This is a genomic window from Candidatus Burkholderia verschuerenii (assembly GCF_001189365.1).
Taxonomy (GTDB): domain Bacteria; phylum Pseudomonadota; class Gammaproteobacteria; order Burkholderiales; family Burkholderiaceae; genus Caballeronia; species Caballeronia verschuerenii.
On the sequence record NZ_LFJJ01000004.1, the window covers coordinates 48,356 to 66,575 of the forward strand.

Here is an 18,220-nt window from a genome sequence, read left to right on the forward strand (position 1 = left end):
CAATGACGCAATCCACCCATGCATCGCTCCTCGTCGAGCTTCTGACCGAAGAATTGCCGCCGAAGGCGCTCGCGCGTCTCGGCACCGCTTTCGCCGATGGCATCGTCGAGCGTCTGGCCGCGCGCGATCTGATCGACGGCGCGCCCGCCTTCGAAAAGTACGCGACGCCGCGCCGCTTCGCCGTGCTCATCAAAAACGTGCGCGATGTCGCGCCGGAAAAGCAGGTGCGCGAAAAAGTGCTGCCCGTTTCCGTCGCGCTCGACAAGGAAGGCAAGCCCACGCCACCGCTCGCCAAGAAGCTCGCTGCGCTCGGTTTCCCCGACTTTCCGCTCGAAGAACTGGAACGCGCGCAGGACGGCAAGGCCGAAGCCTTCTTCCTGCGTTACGCAGCACCGGGCGCGATGCTCGCCGAAGGTCTGCAAGCTGCGCTCGACGAAACGCTCGCCAAGCTGCCCATTCCGAAGGTCATGACGTATCAGCGTCCGGACGGCACCAGCGTGCAGTTCGTGCGTCCGGTGCAGCGTCTGATCGCCATGCACGGCCGCACTGTCGTGCCGGTCAGCGCGCTCGGCGTCGATTCGGGCGATACCACCGTCGGCCATCGTTTCATGTCGGAAGGCTTTATCGCGATTGCGAACGCCGATGACTACGCCGACACGCTGCGCGACAAGGGTCGCGTCGTCGCGAATTTCGACGATCGCCGCGAATCGATCCGCACGCAACTGCAGGCGTTCGCGGGCGAAGATCGCGTCGTGATGCCCGAATCGCTGCTGGACGAAGTGAACGCGCTGGTCGAATGGCCGGTCGTCTACGAATGCCGCTTCGACGAGGAATTCCTGCAAGTGCCGCAGGAATGTCTGATCCTCACGATGCAGACCAACCAGAAATATTTCGCACTGACCGATCAGAACGGCAAGCTGCGTTCGCGCTTCCTGATCGTGTCGAATATCGATACGAAGACGCCGGGCGAGATCGTCGAAGGCAATCAGCGCGTGGTGCGTCCGCGTCTCGCCGATGCGAAGTTCTTCTTCACGCAGGACAAGAAGAAGCGCCTCGAAGATCGCGTGCCGCTGCTCGCGAACGTCGTCTATCACAACAAGCTCGGCTCAGCCTTGCAACGCGTCGAGCGTCTCGAAGCGCTCGCGGGCGAAATCGCGCCGATGGTCGGCGTCGATGCCGCGCTCACGCGCCGCGCCGCGCGTCTCGCGAAGGCCGATTTGCTGACCGACATGGTCGGCGAGTTCCCCGAACTGCAAGGCACGATGGGCACGTACTACGCGCGTCACGACGGCGAGCCGGAAGACGTCGCGCTCGCGTGCTCCGAGCACTATCAGCCGCGCTTCTCGGGCGACGACACACCGTCGACCGGCGTCGGCGCGGCGGTCGCGCTCGCGGACAAGCTGGAAACGATCGTCGGCATCTGGGGCATCGGCCTGTCGCCGACGGGCGAAAAAGATCCGTTCGCGTTGCGCCGTCACGCGCTCGGCGTGCTGCGCATCCTGCTGGAAAAGAAGCTGCCGGTCGATCTGCGCGAACTCGTCGCGGCGGCGCAGCGTCAGTTTGCGAACGTCCCGCAAGTCGCGGATTCGCAGGAAGCCGTGTACGCGTTCTTCATGGATCGCCTGCGCGGTCTGCTGCGCGAACGCGGTTTCGAAGCGAACGATATCGAAGCCGTGCTGAGCCTGAACCCGACGCGTCTCGACGATATCGTCGCGCGCCTCGACGCGGTGCGCGAATTCGCGACGCTGCCGGAAGCGGCGGCGCTTGCGGCGGCGAACAAGCGTATTTCGAATATCCTAAAGAAGTCGGAGCAAGGCGCGCCTGCATCGGTGAACAAGGAATTGCTCGTCGAAGCCACCGAGAAAAACCTGTACGCGCAGATCGAAGCCGTCACGCCGCGCGTGCAGAGCACGCTCGCCGCACGCAATTACACGGAAGCGCTCACGGCACTGGCCGCGTTGCGCGAGTCCGTCGACACCTTCTTCAACGACGTGATGGTGAACGCCGAGGATCCCGCGCTGCGCAACAATCGTCTCGCGCTGCTCAATGCATTGCATCAGCAGATGAACTGCGTCGCGGATATCTCCAAGCTCGCCGCATAAAAGCGAACTCATGGTCACGAACAGAAAACTCGTCATCCTCGATCGCGACGGCGTCATCAACGTCGATTCCGATGCGTTCATCAAGTCGCCGGACGAATGGGTCGCCATTCCCGGCAGTCTCGAAGCCATCGCGCGGCTGAATCAGGCGAGCTATCGCGTGGCCATCGCGTCGAATCAATCGGGCATCGGGCGCGGTCTGTTTGACATGGCCGCGTTGAACGCGATGCATCAGAAGATGAATCGCGCGGTGGCCGCCGTGGGCGGTCGCATCGACGCGGTGTTCTTCTGTCCGCATACGGCCGAGGATCAATGCGAATGCCGCAAGCCGCGGCCCGCCATGTTGCAGCAGATCATCGACCGTTTCGAGATCGATCCGGAAGATACGCCGGTCGTCGGCGATTCGCTGCGCGATCTGCAGGCGGGCGCGGCGCTCGGTTTTCCCGCGCATCTCGTGCTCACCGGCAAAGGCGAAAAAACCCTCGCGGAAGGCAATCTGCCCGAAGGCACCGTCGTGCATAAAGACCTGCGCGCGTTCGCACTCAACTTCCTCGCGCGACAACACGACTGACCGCGAGCCCGACCGACACCATGCGCTTCATCCGTTCGTTGCTGTTGATGTTTTATTTCGTCGTGTACACGGTACCGTACGCGATCGCCTGTTTTATCGCGTTTCCGTTCATGCGCGCTGACAAGCGCTACTGGATGGCGGCAGGCTGGTGCAAGTCGACCATCGTCGTGTTGCGGCATCTGATCGGCATCCGTTACACGATTCAGGGCATGGAGAATCTGCCGAATGGTCCGGCGGTGCTGTTGTCGAAGCATCAATCGGCCTGGGAAACGCTGGCGTTTCCCGCGCTGATGCCGCGGCCGCTCTGCTATGTCTTCAAGCGCGAACTGCTCTACGTGCCGTTCTTCGGCTGGGCGCTCGGTCTCTTGAAGATGGTGCACATCGACCGCAAGCAAGGCCGCGATGCGTTCGTTTCCGTCACGCGTCAGGGCCGCGCGCGCATGGACGAAGGCGCGTGGGTCATCATGTTTCCCGAAGGCACGCGCACGCGCGTGGGCACGCAGGGCAAGTATAAGACGGGTGGCGCGCGCTTTGCGGTTGCGACCGGCGCGCCCGTCGTGCCGATCGCGCACAACGCGGGTCATGTGTGGCCGCGTAATTCGTTCATCAAATATCCGGGTATAGTCACGGTGTCGATCGGCACGCCGATCGAGACTGCCGGCCGCACGCCCGAGGAAGTGAACGCGCTCGTCGAGCAGTGGATCGAAGCCGAAATGCGTCGCATCGATCCACGCGCTTACGGCGCGCCGAACACATCACCGGGCCGGGCCGACGCGGCGAGCGCGAGTCGCTGATGCGGGGAGTTTCGCTGTCCGCATCGATCGATGTAGCGAGCTAGCGCGTGCCGTACTCGTTCTTCTCGTCATTCCTGCGCCGTGAGCGCAAAGCCGAACCGATGCAGAAGCCTCCTTCGCGGCAGCGTCCCGCCGTCGCGCTCGACAATTCGCAACTCGATCTTCCGTTCGAGCATGCGCCGGTGTTCTCCTCGCCCGCCCCGCTGCGCGGCGACGTGCCGCCGACCGAGCCCGCCGCGCCGCCTTCGCCCGTATCGAAACCGCTGCCCGACGGCACGCGTCAGCGGCGCATCGTGCTGGGCGCACGCGCGCTCGATTACCGGCTGAAGCGTTCGTCGCGACGCACCATCGGCTTTTGCATCGACGGAACGGGTTTGTCGATCACCGCGCCGCGCTGGGTGACGATCGCCGATATCGAAAGCGCCATCGGCGACAAACAGAACTGGATTTTCCGCAAGCTGACCAAATGGCAGACGCGCGTCGAGCAGCGCGCGCTGCCGCGCATCGAGTGGAAGGAAGGCGCGGAGTTTCCGTTTCTCGGCAAGACCATTCGCGTGTCGCTGGCGGGCGCGAGCACGCTTTCCTTCGATCAACAAACGAACGTGCTGTCGCTGCCGCTGCCCGCGCTCGCCGATGCGCAGCAGATCAAGGATCGCGTTCAAGGCTGGCTGCAATCGAAAGCGAAGCGCATTTTCGGCGAGCGGCTAGTGGTCTATGCGCAAAAGCTCGGCGTGGAGTTCCGTTCGCACGCGCTGTCGTCGGCGGCGACGCGTTGGGGCAGTTGTTCGAGCGACGGCAAGATTCGCCTGAACTGGCGGCTGATCCATTTTCCGATGTCGATCATCGATTACGTGGTCGCGCATGAGCTCGCGCATCTGCGCGAGATGAATCACAGCCCGCGTTTCTGGCAGACGGTCGAGTCCATCTTCCCCGAGTTCCGCGAAGCGCGGCACACGCTCAAGCATCATCCGCCCGACTTGCTGCCGGCGCTCTGAACGCAGCGTCAGCGCGCGAAAAGCGCGAACGGTACAATTTTGGGCACGACCACCCGCGACACCGCCGCGCGGGCGCTTCATACAAAAGGCCCCCTCATGCGACTCCTCCACACCATGCTGCGCGTCGGCGACCTGCAGCGCTCCATCGATTTCTACACGCGCATTCTCGGCATGAAAGTGCTGCGTCAAAGCGAAAACACCGAGTACAAATACACGCTCGCCTTCGTCGGCTACGGCCCGGAAAGCGAGAACAGCGTGCTCGAACTGACCTACAACTGGGGTACCGAAAAGTACGATCTGGGCACGGCGTACGGTCATATCGCGCTGGAAGTCGACGACGCCGCCGACGCCTGCGAACGCATTCGTCAGGCCGGCGGCAAGGTCACGCGCGAAGCGGGTCCGGTCAAGGGCGGCACGACGGTGATCGCCTTCGTCGAAGATCCGGACGGCTACAAGGTCGAACTGATCGAAAAGCATTCGTGATCCGCTGAACGCATCCTCCGCGCGCCGCACGTTCGATGCGGCGCGCAAACACCTTCCATCGACTGCGGTTTTCTCGTCACGCCGCGCTTTCGCTGGCATAATCGACGCTCCAAATCAGTGCATCGCCGATGGGTGAGCGCATCACGTCATCGGTATCCTTCGTCGATTCCGCCGAGACCGATCGCCCACGATGAGCACCCTCGCCCTGCGCCGCGCCCCCGACACCACCGCCGTCGTCGCGATGATCCTGCTATGCGGCGCGTGGGGCTTTCAGCAAGTCGCCATCAAGGAAGCGAATGCGTCGATTCCGCCGATTTTGCAAGCCGGCATTCGCTCGCTGATCGCGACATTGCTCGTATGGATCTGGACGCGCACGCGCGGCATCGCGCTGTTTCAACGCGACGACACGCTGCCCGCCGGGCTGATGGCCGGTGTGCTGTTCGGCGGCGAAATCGCCTGCATTTTCTTCGGCCTGAGTCTCACGACCGCGACGCGCATGGCCGTGTTTCTGTACACCGCGCCGTGTTTTACCGCGCTCGGGCTGCACTGGTTCGTCGCGGGCGAGCGTCTGTCGCGCGTGCAGTGGAGCGGCATCGTGCTGGCGTTTTGCGGCATCGCGCTCGCCTTCGCCGATGGCTTTCTGCAAGGCAGCGCCGCATCGTCGACCTGGCAAGGCGTCGCGAGCGATGCGCTCGGCGTGCTCGCCGGCCTGCTGTGGGGCTCGACGACGGTGCTGGTGCGCGGCTCGTCGCTGGCACATGCGAGCGCGAGCAAGACGCTGTTCTATCAACTGGCGGTATCGGCGGTATTGCTGCTCGCGCTGGCGGCGGGCGCGGGTCAGACGCATATCGACGCGCTGCCGCCGCTCGCGCTCGCCAGCCTCGCGTATCAGGCGATCGTCGTCGCGTTTATCAGCTATCTGATGTGGTTCTGGCTGCTCACGCGCTATATGGCGTCGCGGCTGTCGGTGTTTTCGTTTCTCACGCCGATCTTCGGTGTGACCTTCGGCGTGCTGTTGCTCGGCGAGGCGTTCTCGGCGCGCTTCATGATCGCCGCCGCAATGGTGCTGGCGGGCATCGCGCTGGTCAATCGTCCGACGCGCACGGCTGCTTCGGCCTGAACGCCGACGCCGTTATTCCGGCGCGGTCACGCGGATCGTGATGGTATCGCCGCTGATTTTGCCACCAACGTCGCCGCCCATTTCGTCGCGCTCGTGCCGCGCGTGCGTCGGGTCGAGCGGAATCGATTCGACGGGATAACCGTGCTTCTCCCACGCGTCCAGCCCGCCCTTCAGCGGACGCACATGCCGGAAGCCTTTCGCGTGCAGACGCCGCGCGATAGGCTTCGCCGTCGCCTCGTTCGGGCACACGCAATACACGACGACCTCGTGCTCCGACAACAACTGATCGACGCGATCCGGCGAATCGAGATCGAGCGCCACCGCGCCCTTGATCCGATACGGCTCCTCGCGGCGAATCTCGGCGGGACGCGCATCGTAGATGACGGGCGGCGAGTCGGAACGCATCATCGCGTCGAGTTGATCGGGCGTGATGCGATGGGTCGCGAGCCACTGCCGGAACTGCACGCGGCGAATCCATCGATATAAAACGAAGCCGATGCACGCCAGCACGAGCACATCGACGACCGTCGCGCCGTTCGCGCGCACGAGCGCGAACAGACGGCCGATCTGCTCCTGAAGCGCCGCGCCTCCGAGCATCCACGCGCTCGCCCACGCGGTCGCGCCGATCAGGTCCCACAGCACGAAGACGCGCACTTCGATCTGCGTCGTGCCGAGCAGCGGCGCGGACACGGGTCCCAAGCCCGGCACGAATTTCGACAACGCAAGCAGCGGCACGCCGAAACGCTCGAACCAGGCGCGCGCGGTGCGCAAGGTCGAATCGATCGATAGCGAAAAGCGCACAAGGGAATTGAGAAATTGCCGTCCGTACAGACGCCCGGCCGCGAACCACAATGAATCCGCGATCAGCACGGCGAGGACGGCGGCGAGCAGCATCTGCCAGAACGGCACCGTGCCCTGCGCGATCAATGTGCCGGCGAGGATCAGCATCGGCGCGGCGGGCACCGGCACGCCCAGCTGCGTCGCGAGCACGCTGACGAACACGGCCCACGCGCCCCACGACGAGGCCAGCGAAGTCGGGACGTGCGGCATTGCTTTCCTTGATGAGCCTGACGGGTTTCGAAGACGGGTGGACAACGCAGGACGTGCCGCGCCGGACATCAGAGATTACACTGGATCGATATCGGCAGCAGCGGCGGCCACCGTTGCACGATTCGCCGTCTTGTGAACGCGCGCCGTCTGCCGGACTCCAACGAAAACAGACCGACGCGTGCGTTATCCGGGAGATTCGCGTGACACCCACCGTTCAGCCTTTCTACGACCTCAACACCGGCACGATGACCACGTGGTCTACGAGCGCGCGGGTTCGGCCGCCGCCGTGGTCGATCCACGATCCGAAGGCCGCGCGCACGTCCACGCAGTCCGCCGATGCCGTCATCGCGTTCGTGCGCGAGCAGCGTTTGTCCGTCGAGTGGATTCTGGAGACGCATGCGCACGCGGATCATCTGTCGGCGGCGCCGTATTTGCGGCGCGAGCTCGGCGGCAAGATCGCCATCGGCGAATCGATTCGCACGGTGCAGGGCGTGTTCAAGAAGATCTTCGATCTGGAACCGGAATTCCGCCTCGACGGCTCGCAGTTCGATCATCTGTTCGCGGATGGCGAAGCGTTCCGCATCGGCGCATTCGATGCGTCCGCGATCTACGTGCCGGGCCACACGCCCGCCGACATGGCCTACCGCATCGGCGATGCGCTGTTCGTCGGCGATACGCTGTTCATGCCCGATCTCGGCACCGCGCGCTGCGATTTCCCCGGCGGCGACGCCCGCGCGACGTATCGCTCGATTCAGCGCCTGCTCGCACTCGATCCCGACACGCGCGTCTTCGTCTGCCACGATTACCCGCCCGACACGCGCGGCCCGCAATGGCAAAGTTCGGTGCGCGAGCAACGCGCGCAGAATGTTCACGTGGGCGGCGGCAAGAGCGAGGACGAATTCGTCGCGATGCGCGAAGCCCGCGACGCGACGCTCGGCGTGCCGACGCTGATCCTTCCGGCGATTCAGGTGAATATCCGCGCGGGACAGTTTCCCGATGCAGCGGGCAACGGCACGACCTTCCTCAAGATTCCGCTGAACTCGATCTAGGCTTCGATGCGTTTGCGCGTCACGCCGAGCAGATCGGACATCGCGCGGCGGGCGGCTTCGGCATCGCGCGCGACGATGGCGTCGAACACCGCCGTATGCTCCGCCAGCGACGCGTTGAACACATCGGCGCGCTTCGCGTTCAGACGCAATTGCGCCTCCAGCGTGCGATCGATCAGCGTGCCGAGCGGAATCAGCAATTCGTTGCTGCACGCCGCCAGCACGCACAGATGGAAGTCGAGATCGGCGCGCACCCATTCGTCGACGTTCTGCGCCGCGGCTATCGCGGCATGCGCTTTCGTCAGACGCTCGCGTGTGGCGGTTTCGTGGTTATCGGCCGCGAGCGCCGCCGCGTAAGGCTCGATCATCTCGCGCATTTCCTGAAGCTTGAGCGCGAAGTGCATCGGCGCGGCGACGCTCGAATACCATTCGAGCACATCGCCATCGAGCAGATTCCACGCGTCTTTGGTGCGCACGCGCGTGCCGACCTTGGGCCGCGATTCGATCAGCCCTTTCGATGTCAGCGTGCGCAACGCCTCGCGCAGCACCGTGCGGCTGACGCCGAAGCGCTCCATCAATTCGGCTTCGCGGGGAAGCGGCGTTTGCGGCGCAAAGTCGCCGCGCAAAATGGCGGTGCCGAGTTCGTAGGCCACGCGGCCGTGCAGATCGCGAAGGATGGCGGTCTCCTGAGTTGATTCGGCACGATTATCAGCCATCGACCTGTCGATCCGAAAGGCGGCTGTTACTTCAAATAATACTATTAATAGCACTAGATATCGCGTCTGCTAGTATGAGCGTTCCTGTCAGGAGACATCGCATGAAAATCACGAAACTCGAAACTTTCATCGTTCCGCCGCGCTGGTGCTTCCTCAAGATCGAAACCGACGAGGACATCACGGGCTGGGGCGAACCCGTCGTGGAAGGCCGCGCGCATACGGTCGCCGCCGCCGTCGACGAACTCGCGGATTACCTCGTCGGCAAAGATCCGCGTCATATCGAAGATCTCTGGCAGGTGATGTACCGCGCCGGCTTCTATCGCGGCGGCCCGATCGGCATGAGCGCGATCGCGGGCGTCGATCAGGCGTTGTGGGACATTCTCGGCAAGTTCCACGGCGTGCCGGTGCATGCGCTGCTCGGCGGCCAGGTGCGCGACAAGATCAAGGTGTATTCGTGGATCGGCGGCGACCGTCCGAGCGATGTCGCGAACAACGCGCGCGCCGTGGTCGATCGCGGCTTCAAGGCCGTGAAGATGAACGGCTCGGAAGAGCTGCAGATCATCGATACCTTCGACAAGGTGCAGGGCGTGATCGACAACGTGCGCGCGGTGCGCGAGGCGGTCGGTCCGAACGTGGGCATCGGCGTGGACTTTCATGGCCGCGTGCACAAGCCGATGGCGAAGGTGCTCGCGAAAGAGCTCGATCCGTTCAAGCTGATGTTCATCGAAGAGCCGGTGCTGTCGGAGAACGTCGAAGCGCTGCGCGATATCGTCAATCAGACCAGCACGCCGATCGCGCTTGGCGAACGGCTGTATTCGCGCTGGGATTTCAAGCACATTCTGGCGGGCGGTTACGTCGATATCATTCAGCCGGACGCATCGCATGCGGGCGGTCTGACCGAATGCCGCAAGATCGCGACGATGGCCGAAGCCTACGACGTCGCGCTGGCGCTGCACTGCCCGCTCGGCCCGATCGCGCTCGCGACGTGTCTGCAAATCGACGCGGTGAGCTACAACGCGTTCATTCAGGAGCAGAGCCTCGGCATCCACTACAACAAGGGCAACGATCTTCTCGATTACATCAGGAATCCTGAAGTCTTCAAGTACGACGACGGCATGGTGTCGATCCCGCAAGGGCCGGGACTGGGTATCGAAGTGAACGAGGAGAAAGTGCGCGAGATGGCGAAGGTCGGGCATCGCTGGCGCAATCCCGTGTGGCGGCACGCGGACGGCAGCGTCGCCGAATGGTGATGCACGCGTGAATCGTGCGAGGGCGGTTCGGCCGCCCTCGACTTGCGGTATCGAAACTGCGCTATGCGCTCGCGCCGCCCGGGCCCGCGACGCCCGACCAGATCTTCTTCGACAGCATCATTTTGCCTTTCGGGCCGTTGTCGTTGATGACCTCGCAGCGCATCACGCCCTGCCGCTGGAAGAAGTAGTTATCCTGATTCGAGAACAGCCAGTCGCCCGCATGCATATGCTCGCGGATGATATCGTGCCCGGCCGGCGTGAACTTCTGATTGGCGAGCAACAAGTCGATTTCGCCCTGCGTGACTTCGTGCGAAACGGGAAAGCCGTAACTGTTCCAGAACGAGCCGTCGATGTTGTACACGTTCATCTTCGACGGACGCACGCCAGCCAGATAATCCGCTTTCGGCACCAGTTCATGGATGAAGACGTTGTTGCCCGACGTAAAGCCGTCGAGCCGCACGCGTCCGTTCGCATCCGTGACCCCGAGCCGTGTGATGCCGTCGAGCCTGCGGTCCGGATTGGTCGGGTCCGTGAAATTGAGCCACGCATCCGTGCCGAGAAACAGCACGCCTTCCTTGCGCCCTTTTCCGCCGCTGAACTGCTTTTCGATCTCCACGCACACCGATTTGTTGAACCCGACCACCGTCAGAATCGTGTCGCTCAACGCAATCGTGAAAGGCACGGCGCCATCCGAGTCGTCGAGCGGCGCCGTGCTTCTGCCGTCGATTTCGGCCGTAAAGTCCCAGCCGTTTCGCCGCGTGTATCGTAGCGAACCGTCGTCGTTGCGGCCGATCACGAATTCGTACAGCCAGTAATCGCCGGGCGCGAGCGCAAGCTCCAGTTGATCCGCGCCGACGACCAGTAGCACGCCGCCGATCAGTTTGCTGACATCGACCGTGCCGTCCGAGTTGGCCAGATCGCTGTAGTGCGTGCCGGCGGGAACCACGCCGAATGCATACTAAATCGTGTCGGCTGGATCGCAGCAGCCTTTCGGGTCCCAATTCTGCGATCCCGTCAATATTTGCTTCGTCATCCTGAATACTCATTGCCTGGTTTGAACCATCGTCTTCGCTTGAGCAATTGCTTCGGTTGAGTGACTGCCGATTTCCTGACTGAGCCGATGGCCAACCGCGGCCGTCGCGCTCCGAGCGATTAAAGGTCAAAACGCCGGGCGCGTCCACGGTATTCCGGGCGATGCGACACGATGCCGCCACAACAATCGAGATTCGCAGCGGAGATGGTCGGCTCGCGTCAGCGCTGCAAGAACATACGCTGCAAAAAGCCGTGGGGATAATGGAAAAGCAGGAATGACTTAGATGCGAACGAGCCGCGCTTTCACGCCGCCGCGCAACGCGTTGCTGATCATCAGGTCTTCAGCGCGATCGAGATCGTGCGATGTCAGCGCGCGCGTTTGCGCATCGAGTGCTTCGATCAGCACGGCGCGCATGACGCCTGGCAGCACGCCCGCGTCGATGGGCGGCGTGAACCACGCGCCATCGAGCTTGACGAACACGCTCGAACGGCCGCCTTCGGTGAGTTCGCCGCGCTCGTTGGTGAACAGCATGTCGAACGCGCCTGCGGCTTCGGCGGCTTTCCACGCGCGATCGTAGTCCGCGCGACGCGTGGTCTTGTGTCTGAGCAACGGATCGCTCGAAGTCTGTGCTTCGAAACCGTGCTCGGACGCGAGCAACACATCGACGCTATCGGACGACAACGGCGCGAGCGGTGCGCTCGTGATCGCGATGCGTCCGTCCTTGTTCAGCGCGACGCGGATTCTGTGCGCCTGGCCGGTCGCGAGTGTCGCGCCATGCTGCGCGATCAGCTTATCGAGAGCGGATTCATCGAACGCGAAACCGAGATACGCCGCGCTCGATTTCAAGCGCGCAACGTGACGCGCGTAGTGGCGCACGCCTTCATCGCACGTGGCGTAACACGTCTCGAATAGCTCGATGCCCGGATCCGCGCCGGTCAGAAAACGCGCCTTCAAGCGACACTCCTCGTATTCGTCCGCCGCGACGCTATCGAGCACGATGCCCGCGCCGATCCCGAGCTCGCCGCGCGCGCCCGATGCATCGATTACCAGCGTGCGAATCGCGACCGACAGACAGAAGTCGCCGCTCGCATCGAGCCAGCCGATCGCGCCGGTGTACAAACCGCGCGGCGTGGTTTCGAGCGCGTCGATCAGTTGCATCGTCCGATACTTCGGCGCGCCGGTGATCGAACCGCACGGGAACAACGCGCGCACGATATCCGCGAACGACGTGCCGGACATCACGCGCGCCTCGATCGTCGACGTCAACTGCCACACCGACGCATACGCCTCGACCGAAAACAGCGCCGGCACTTTCACCGAACCGGTCGCCGCGACGCGCGACATGTCGTTGCGCAGCAAGTCGACGATCATCACGTTTTCGGCGCGGTTCTTCGGATCGTCGTGCAGCGCTTGTGGATCGGTCTCGCGCGGCGCGGTGCCTTTCATCGGCCGCGCGCGCAACACGTCGCCGTGCTTTTCGACGAACAACTCCGGCGAACACGACACGACGGCGCGCCCGTCCGGCAACGCGATAAACGCGCCATAGCGCACCGCCTGCCGTTCCCGCAAGCGCCGATACAGCGCGACCGGCGCGCCGAACACATCGAAATTCAGCCGATACGTGTAGTTGATCTGATACGACTCGCCTTCGCGCAACGCGTCCTGCACTTGCGCGATGGCGCGATCGAACGCATCGCGCGTGACGCTAGGTTCGATGCCGGCGATGCCGGCGATGCCAGCGATGCCCGCCGCCTCGTTCGTCGCGTCCTGCGATGCGAGCCACGCGCTCGCTTCGTCGTGCGACAACAGCGCGCAATCGCGGAACATCAGCACGCGAAACACCTGGTCGCCGCCGCGTCCGATCGTGTCAAATTGCAGATTGCGCCCGAACTCGTAATCCGCGACGACAACTGCATGCAGTCCGTCTTGCAGATCGCGCGCGATTTCATCGCAGACGCGATCCAGCCCGGACGCGCCAAAGCACACCCGTTCGCGCACGAATCCGGTGTACAAACGACTCGACCGCCTTTCGGCGGTCGAGTTGCAATCGTCGAGCAGCGCGACAATCGCGCCGCGTGCTTCGGTTTTCATCGTCATGCCCGCACGACGTCGAACAACGACCGCATCAATCGAAGAAGCTCTTCACGCGGTCGAACCAGCTCATGCTTTGCGGACTATGCCGCGCGCCGCCTTCCGACAAGGACTTCTCGAATTGCTTGAGCAGTTCGCGCTGATTGTCGGTGAGCTTGACCGGCGTTTCCACCTGCACATGCACATACAGATCGCCCGGAATGCTGGAACGCAAACCCTTGATGCCCTTGCCGCGCAGACGGAACGTCTTGCCCGACTGCGTGCCTTCCGGCACCGTGAAGCTCGCGCGGCCCGCCAGCGTCGGCACTTCGATTTCGCCGCCGAGCGCCGCCGTGGTGAACGGAATCGGCATCTGGCAATGCAGATCGTCGCCGTCGCGTTCGAAGACCGAATGCTGCTTGATGTGGATTTCCACGTACAAGTCGCCGCTCGGACCGCCGTTGATGCCCGGCTCGCCGTTGCCAGCCGAACGGATCCGCATGCCGTCGTCGATGCCCGCCGGAATCTTCACTTCCAGCGTCTTGGTTTCCTTCACCTTGCCCTGACCGTGGCAGTTCGTGCACGGATCGGGAACGTAGGTGCCGGTGCCGTGGCACTTCGGACACGTTTGCTGAATGCTGAAAAAGCCCTGCGACATGCGCACCTGGCCCTGACCGTGACACGTCGGGCAGGTTTCGGGCTTGGTGCCGGGCTTCGCGCCCGAGCCTTTACAGACGCCGCAGTTCACCCAGCTCGGCACGCGGATTTGCGTGTCGTAGCCGTGCGCGGCCTGCTCCAGCGTGATTTCCATGCTGTAGCGCAAGTCCGCGCCGCGATACACCTGCGGGCCGCCGCGTCCGCCGCGACCGGCGCCGGCGCCCGCTCCGGCCGCCTGACCGAAGATGTCGCCGAAGATGTCGCCGAATGCATCGGCGAAACCGCCAAAGCCCTGTGCGCCCGCGCCCGCCATGTTCGGATCGACGCCCGCATGACCGTATTGGTCATAAGCGGCGCGCTTCTGCTGGTCGGAGAGCATTTCGTAGGCCTCTTTGACCTCCTTGAAACTCTCTTCCGCCTTCTTGTTGTCCGGATTGCGGTCAGGGTGATACTTCATCGCGAGCTTGCGATACGCCTTCTTGATCTCGTCGTCGCTCGCGTTTTTCGCGACGCCCAGAACCTCGTAGTAATCCCGTTTCGCCATGTCGGTTCGATGCCGCCGCGCTTGAGCGCAAGCGGTTCCTGTCAGATGCGACGAGTCGAATGACCCGTGCTGATACCTCGTGCGTCACGCCCGAAGATGCTGTCGAACATAACGCCTCAAAAAAACAACGTGCCCGGGGAGCCGTCAGGCTCGCCAGGCGCGTTCCACGTCAGACGCGTCCGCGTCCCGGTAAAAAACCGAGGGCGCGCGAAAGTTGCCCTTCGCGCGCCCGCCGGCTTAGTCCTTCTTCACTTCCTTGAAGTCGGCGTCGACGACATCGTCGTGCTGCTGGCTAGCGCCCGCTTCCGCCGATGCACCCGCGCCCGCCGCACCCGCAGCCGCGCCTTGCTGTGCCGCCATGTCGACGTACATCTTCTCGCCGAGCTTTTGCGACACTTGCGACAGCGCTTCGATCTTGCCTTCCAGCGTGGCCTTGTCCGATCCGTTGTCCTTCAACGCATCTTCCAGTTCCTTCAACGCCGCTTCGATCTTTTCCTTCTCGTCCGCGTCCACCTTGTCGCCGTATTCGGCGACGGCCTTCTTCGTGCTGTGAACCAGTGCGTCGCCCTGGTTGCGCGCGTCGGCCAGCTCACGCAGCTTGTGATCCTCTTCCGCGTTCGCTTCGGCGTCCTTCACCATCTTTTCGATTTCGGCGTCCGTCAGGCCCGAGTTCGCCTTGATGGTGATCTTGTTTTCCTTGCCGGTCGCCTTGTCCTTCGCGCCGACGTGCAGAATGCCGTTCGCGTCGATGTCGAAGGTCACTTCGATCTGCGGCATGCCGCGCGGTGCGGGCGGAATGCCTTCGAGGTTGAACTCGCCGAGCAGCTTGTTGCCCGACGCCATTTCGCGCTCGCCCTGGAACACCTTGATCGTCACGGCCAACTGATTGTCGTCCGCCGTCGAATACACTTGCGAGTGCTTCGTCGGGATCGTGGTGTTCTTGTTGATCATCTTCGTCATCACGCCGCCGAGCGTCTCGATACCGAGCGAAAGCGGCGTCACGTCCAGCAGCAGCACGTCCTTGCGGTCGCCCGACAGCACCTGACCTTGAATCGCGGCGCCGACTGCAACGGCTTCGTCCGGGTTCACGTCACGGCGCGGGTCCTTGCCGAAGAACTCCTTCACCTTTTCCTGCACCTTCGGCATACGCGTCATGCCGCCGACGAGAATCACGTCGTCGATGTCGCCGACCTTCACGCCCGCATCCTTGATGGCGGTGCGGCACGGTTCGATCGTGCGGTCGACCAGTTCCTCGACCAGCGCTTCGAGCTTGGCGCGCGTGAACTTGAGGTTCAAGTGCTTCGGGCCCGATGCGTCCGCCGTGATGTACGGCAGGTTGATGTCGGTCTGAGCCGTCGACGACAGTTCGATCTTGGCCTTTTCAGCGGCTTCCTTCAGGCGTTGCAGCGCGAGCACGTCCTTCGACAGATCGACGCCCTGCTCCTTCTTGAACTCACCGATGATGTAATCGATGATGCGCTGGTCGAAGTCTTCGCCGCCGAGGAACGTATCGCCGTTGGTCGAGAGCACTTCGAACTGCATTTCGCCGTCGACGTCCGCGATTTCGATGATCGAAATGTCGAAAGTGCCGCCGCCCAGGTCGAACACGGCGATCTTGCGGTCGCCCTTTTCGGCCTTGTCGAGACCGAACGCCAGCGCTGCCGCCGTCGGCTCGTTGATGATGCGCTTGACTTCCAGACCGGCGATGCGGCCCGCGTCCTTGGTTGCCTGACGCTGGCTGTCGTTGAAGTACGCCGGAACCGTGATGACGGCGTCCGTCACCGGCTCGCCGAGGTAGTCTTCAGCGGTCTTCTTCATCTTGCGCAGCACTTCGGCCGACACTTGCGACGGCGCGAGCTTTTCGCCGTGCGCTTCGACCCATGCATCGCCGTTGTCGTGCTTGACGATCTTGTAGGGCATCAGGCCGATGTCCTTCTGCACTTCCTTCTCTTCGAAACGGCGGCCGATCAGGCGCTTGACCGCGTACAGCGTGTTGCGCGGGTTGGTGACCGACTGACGCTTCGCCGGCGCGCCGACGAGAATTTCGTTGTCGTCCATGTACGCGATGATCGACGGCGTGGTGCGCGCGCCTTCAGCGTTTTCGATGACCTTGACCTGATTGCCTTCCATCAGCGCCACGCACGAGTTCGTGGTGCCGAGGTCGATACCGATGATTTTGCCCATTTGTTATCACTCTCCTAACTTTTGATCGCAGTGGCGTTGCGGCGGGATTGCGCCGGCTGGTGCCGCCGAGTTACCGGGCCGAACGCCCAAAATTCATATCTGTCTGCAAGATAAGAACGCCGCTTTCGTTTTCAAGACCCTGAACACGATGCGTGTCTATATCTTTTTTGCATCAGGCGTGGCGTTTTTTGCGCCAAACACCTCAAATTCGCGCGATATCGATCTTTTCGCGCGCCGCCGCGACGGCTGCTTCGAACTGCGCGAGGCCATGCCAGCCGGTCGCCCGGCCCAGACGCCTGCCGCGATGGAAGAAGAACCACGTCGGCACGCCGTGCAGCACGAAGCGGCGCGCCAGTTCGCGCTGTTCGTAGACGTTGCTGTGGAACCACTTCAGATTCAACGCGCGGATTTCGTCGGGCTTCGCGAGCATCGCCTTCTTGGCGACTTCGCAGTTGAAGCAGTCGAGGCCCCAGAAAAACACCACGGCCAGTTCGTCCCCCGCCGACGCCAGCGCGGCGTCGAAACCAGCGGCGTCGAGTTCCTGCATGTCGAAGACGCCGAAAGCGGTCGAATCGACGGGAACCTGGCTCATGATGCGTTCGTGAACCTTGGCGTCGGCCTTACTTCGGCGCGGCGACGGTCACCAGCGCCGGACGCAGCACGCGATCGGCGATGACGTAACCCTTCTGCAGCACCGTGACGATCGTGTTGGCATCCTGCTCCGCCGGCACCATCGATATGGCCTGATGGCGATGCGGGTCAAACTTCTCGCCGACCGGATTCAGGGCGACGACGCGGCCCTTTTCCAGCGCGCCGGTCAACTGGCGCAGCGTCAGTTCGACGCCCTCGCGCACCTTGGCCAGATCCGACGACTGATCGGCCAACGCCGCTTCCAAGCTGTCGAGCACGGGCAGAAGGTTTTCCGCAAAGTTTTCGATGGCGAATTTATGCGCCTTCGATACGTCTTCCTGACTGCGGCGACGCACGTTTTCGGTTTCCGCCTTGGCGCGCAGGAAGTCCTCCTGAAGCTGGACGATCTTGGCTTGCGCGTCGGCGAGCGCGGCTTCGGCCGGATGCGCGCCTTGCGCGTCATCCGCCGCGGCGGCGGCCTGAGTCGGGTCTGCGGCCTGGCGCGCGGTCTCGTCGGCGGGCGTCGGGTTCTGGCTCGCTGAATTGTCTTGCGTGTTTTCCATGTCGCTGAATATCTGCTGAAGGTGAAATCGGATGCGAAGTGCAATCCGGACGGTCGGACGCGTCAGCCTGGATTCTGGCAGCGCGCGACGTCGAACTCTGCGTTTTATCGCACTAGGCGCGGAAATATGGGCGGCGATGCGGTTTTCAAGCTTTCCGGAGCAATTTTTCGGACGATATCGGCCGCCGGACGATTGACCTTGACGTCAACCGGCCTATCCGCCGGATGGCCACAAAATGGCTGCATTTGAACGCTAAAACAATCAGTAACTAGCAACTTGCCGCAGTGCGAAAATTCAGATTGAGGGAATCGACGCGCCCGCCTACACTTCGAACAAGTGTCGCAGGAACAGGTTAACCCTAATCTTACGAAACTTCACACCTCCCAGTCTTTGCCCGTTTCCTGAGCCGGCCCCG

The 18,220-nt window shown here is 63.0% G+C and carries 16 protein-coding genes; 8 read left to right on the top strand and 8 right to left on the bottom strand.

The window, feature by feature from the left end; translation table 11 throughout:
* Positions 1 to 2: 2 nt before the first annotated feature.
* The 6 genes from glyS to BVER_RS02120 all read left to right on the top strand — a co-directional run bounded on the left by glyS (position 3) and on the right by BVER_RS02120 (position 6,062).
* Complete coding sequence (gene glyS, locus BVER_RS02095; protein WP_050451883.1) at positions 3 to 2,102, top strand: glycine--tRNA ligase subunit beta; 2,100 nt, start codon at positions 3 to 5, stop codon at positions 2,100 to 2,102.
* Between the two features lie 10 nt (positions 2,103 to 2,112).
* Positions 2,113 to 2,670 (top strand): D-glycero-beta-D-manno-heptose 1,7-bisphosphate 7-phosphatase, encoded by a 558-nt coding sequence (gene gmhB, locus BVER_RS02100; protein ID WP_050451884.1) that lies wholly within the window; start codon positions 2,113 to 2,115, stop codon positions 2,668 to 2,670.
* 20 nt (positions 2,671 to 2,690) lie between these two features.
* Entirely contained in the window at positions 2,691 to 3,464 is a 774-nt protein-coding gene (locus tag BVER_RS02105; RefSeq protein WP_050451885.1) for a lysophospholipid acyltransferase family protein, read from the top strand.
* Between the two features lie 101 nt (positions 3,465 to 3,565).
* Positions 3,566 to 4,459 (top strand): M48 family metallopeptidase, encoded by an 894-nt coding sequence (locus tag BVER_RS02110; protein ID WP_050451909.1) that lies wholly within the window; start codon positions 3,566 to 3,568, stop codon positions 4,457 to 4,459.
* A gap of 96 nt (positions 4,460 to 4,555) precedes the next feature.
* A complete protein-coding gene (gene gloA / locus BVER_RS02115; RefSeq protein ID WP_050451886.1) occupies positions 4,556 to 4,942 on the top strand; it encodes a lactoylglutathione lyase in 387 nt (128 codons plus the stop codon).
* A 190-nt stretch (positions 4,943 to 5,132) separates the two neighbouring features.
* Positions 5,133 to 6,062 carry a DMT family transporter gene (locus BVER_RS02120; protein WP_050451887.1) on the top strand — a complete coding sequence of 310 codons (930 nt, stop codon included), beginning with the start codon at positions 5,133 to 5,135 and terminating at the stop codon, positions 6,060 to 6,062.
* Between the two features lie 12 nt (positions 6,063 to 6,074).
* Here the strand turns inward: BVER_RS02120 and BVER_RS02125 are convergent, their stop codons facing one another.
* A complete protein-coding gene (locus BVER_RS02125; protein WP_050451888.1) occupies positions 6,075 to 7,112 on the bottom strand; it encodes a DedA family protein/thiosulfate sulfurtransferase GlpE in 1,038 nt (345 codons plus the stop codon).
* Positions 7,113 to 7,312: 200 nt separating this feature from the next.
* Here BVER_RS02125 and BVER_RS02130 point away from each other — a divergent pair, with 200 nt between their 5' ends.
* Positions 7,313 to 8,161 carry an MBL fold metallo-hydrolase gene (locus BVER_RS02130; protein ID WP_157055897.1) on the top strand — a complete coding sequence of 283 codons (849 nt, stop codon included), beginning with the start codon at positions 7,313 to 7,315 and terminating at the stop codon, positions 8,159 to 8,161.
* On the opposite strand, the gene BVER_RS02135 is transcribed toward BVER_RS02130, so the two are convergent.
* Positions 8,158 to 8,874, bottom strand: coding sequence for a FadR/GntR family transcriptional regulator (locus tag BVER_RS02135; protein ID WP_050451890.1), 717 nt, complete (start codon positions 8,872 to 8,874; stop codon positions 8,158 to 8,160). The two genes, BVER_RS02130 and BVER_RS02135, sit on opposite strands and share 4 nt — an antisense overlap.
* Before the next feature lie 101 nt (positions 8,875 to 8,975).
* On the opposite strand from BVER_RS02135, the gene dgoD reads away from it, so the two are divergent.
* Positions 8,976 to 10,124 carry a galactonate dehydratase gene (dgoD, locus tag BVER_RS02140; RefSeq protein WP_050451891.1) on the top strand — a complete coding sequence of 383 codons (1,149 nt, stop codon included), beginning with the start codon at positions 8,976 to 8,978 and terminating at the stop codon, positions 10,122 to 10,124.
* A 61-nt stretch (positions 10,125 to 10,185) separates the two neighbouring features.
* On the opposite strand, the gene BVER_RS02145 is transcribed toward dgoD, so the two are convergent.
* The 6 genes from BVER_RS02145 to grpE form a co-directional block, all read right to left on the bottom strand.
* The gene (locus BVER_RS02145) at positions 10,186 to 11,070 is read right to left on the bottom strand and encodes a hypothetical protein (RefSeq protein ID WP_050451892.1); all 885 of its coding nucleotides are present in this window, start codon (positions 11,068 to 11,070) and stop codon (positions 10,186 to 10,188) included.
* A gap of 366 nt (positions 11,071 to 11,436) precedes the next feature.
* Positions 11,437 to 13,248 (bottom strand): aminodeoxychorismate synthase component I, encoded by a 1,812-nt coding sequence (pabB, locus tag BVER_RS02150; protein WP_050451910.1) that lies wholly within the window; start codon positions 13,246 to 13,248, stop codon positions 11,437 to 11,439.
* A 34-nt stretch (positions 13,249 to 13,282) separates the two neighbouring features.
* Complete coding sequence (dnaJ, locus tag BVER_RS02155) at positions 13,283 to 14,428, bottom strand: molecular chaperone DnaJ (RefSeq protein ID WP_050451893.1); 1,146 nt, start codon at positions 14,426 to 14,428, stop codon at positions 13,283 to 13,285.
* A gap of 237 nt (positions 14,429 to 14,665) precedes the next feature.
* Positions 14,666 to 16,612 (bottom strand): molecular chaperone DnaK, encoded by a 1,947-nt coding sequence (gene dnaK / locus BVER_RS02160; protein ID WP_050451894.1) that lies wholly within the window; start codon positions 16,610 to 16,612, stop codon positions 14,666 to 14,668.
* Between the two features lie 202 nt (positions 16,613 to 16,814).
* Positions 16,815 to 17,204 (bottom strand): thioredoxin family protein, encoded by a 390-nt coding sequence (locus BVER_RS02165; protein ID WP_050451895.1) that lies wholly within the window; start codon positions 17,202 to 17,204, stop codon positions 16,815 to 16,817.
* 28 nt (positions 17,205 to 17,232) lie between these two features.
* Entirely contained in the window at positions 17,233 to 17,805 is a 573-nt protein-coding gene (gene grpE, locus BVER_RS02170) for a nucleotide exchange factor GrpE (RefSeq protein ID WP_050451896.1), read from the bottom strand.
* Positions 17,806 to 18,220: the final 415 nt, after the last annotated feature.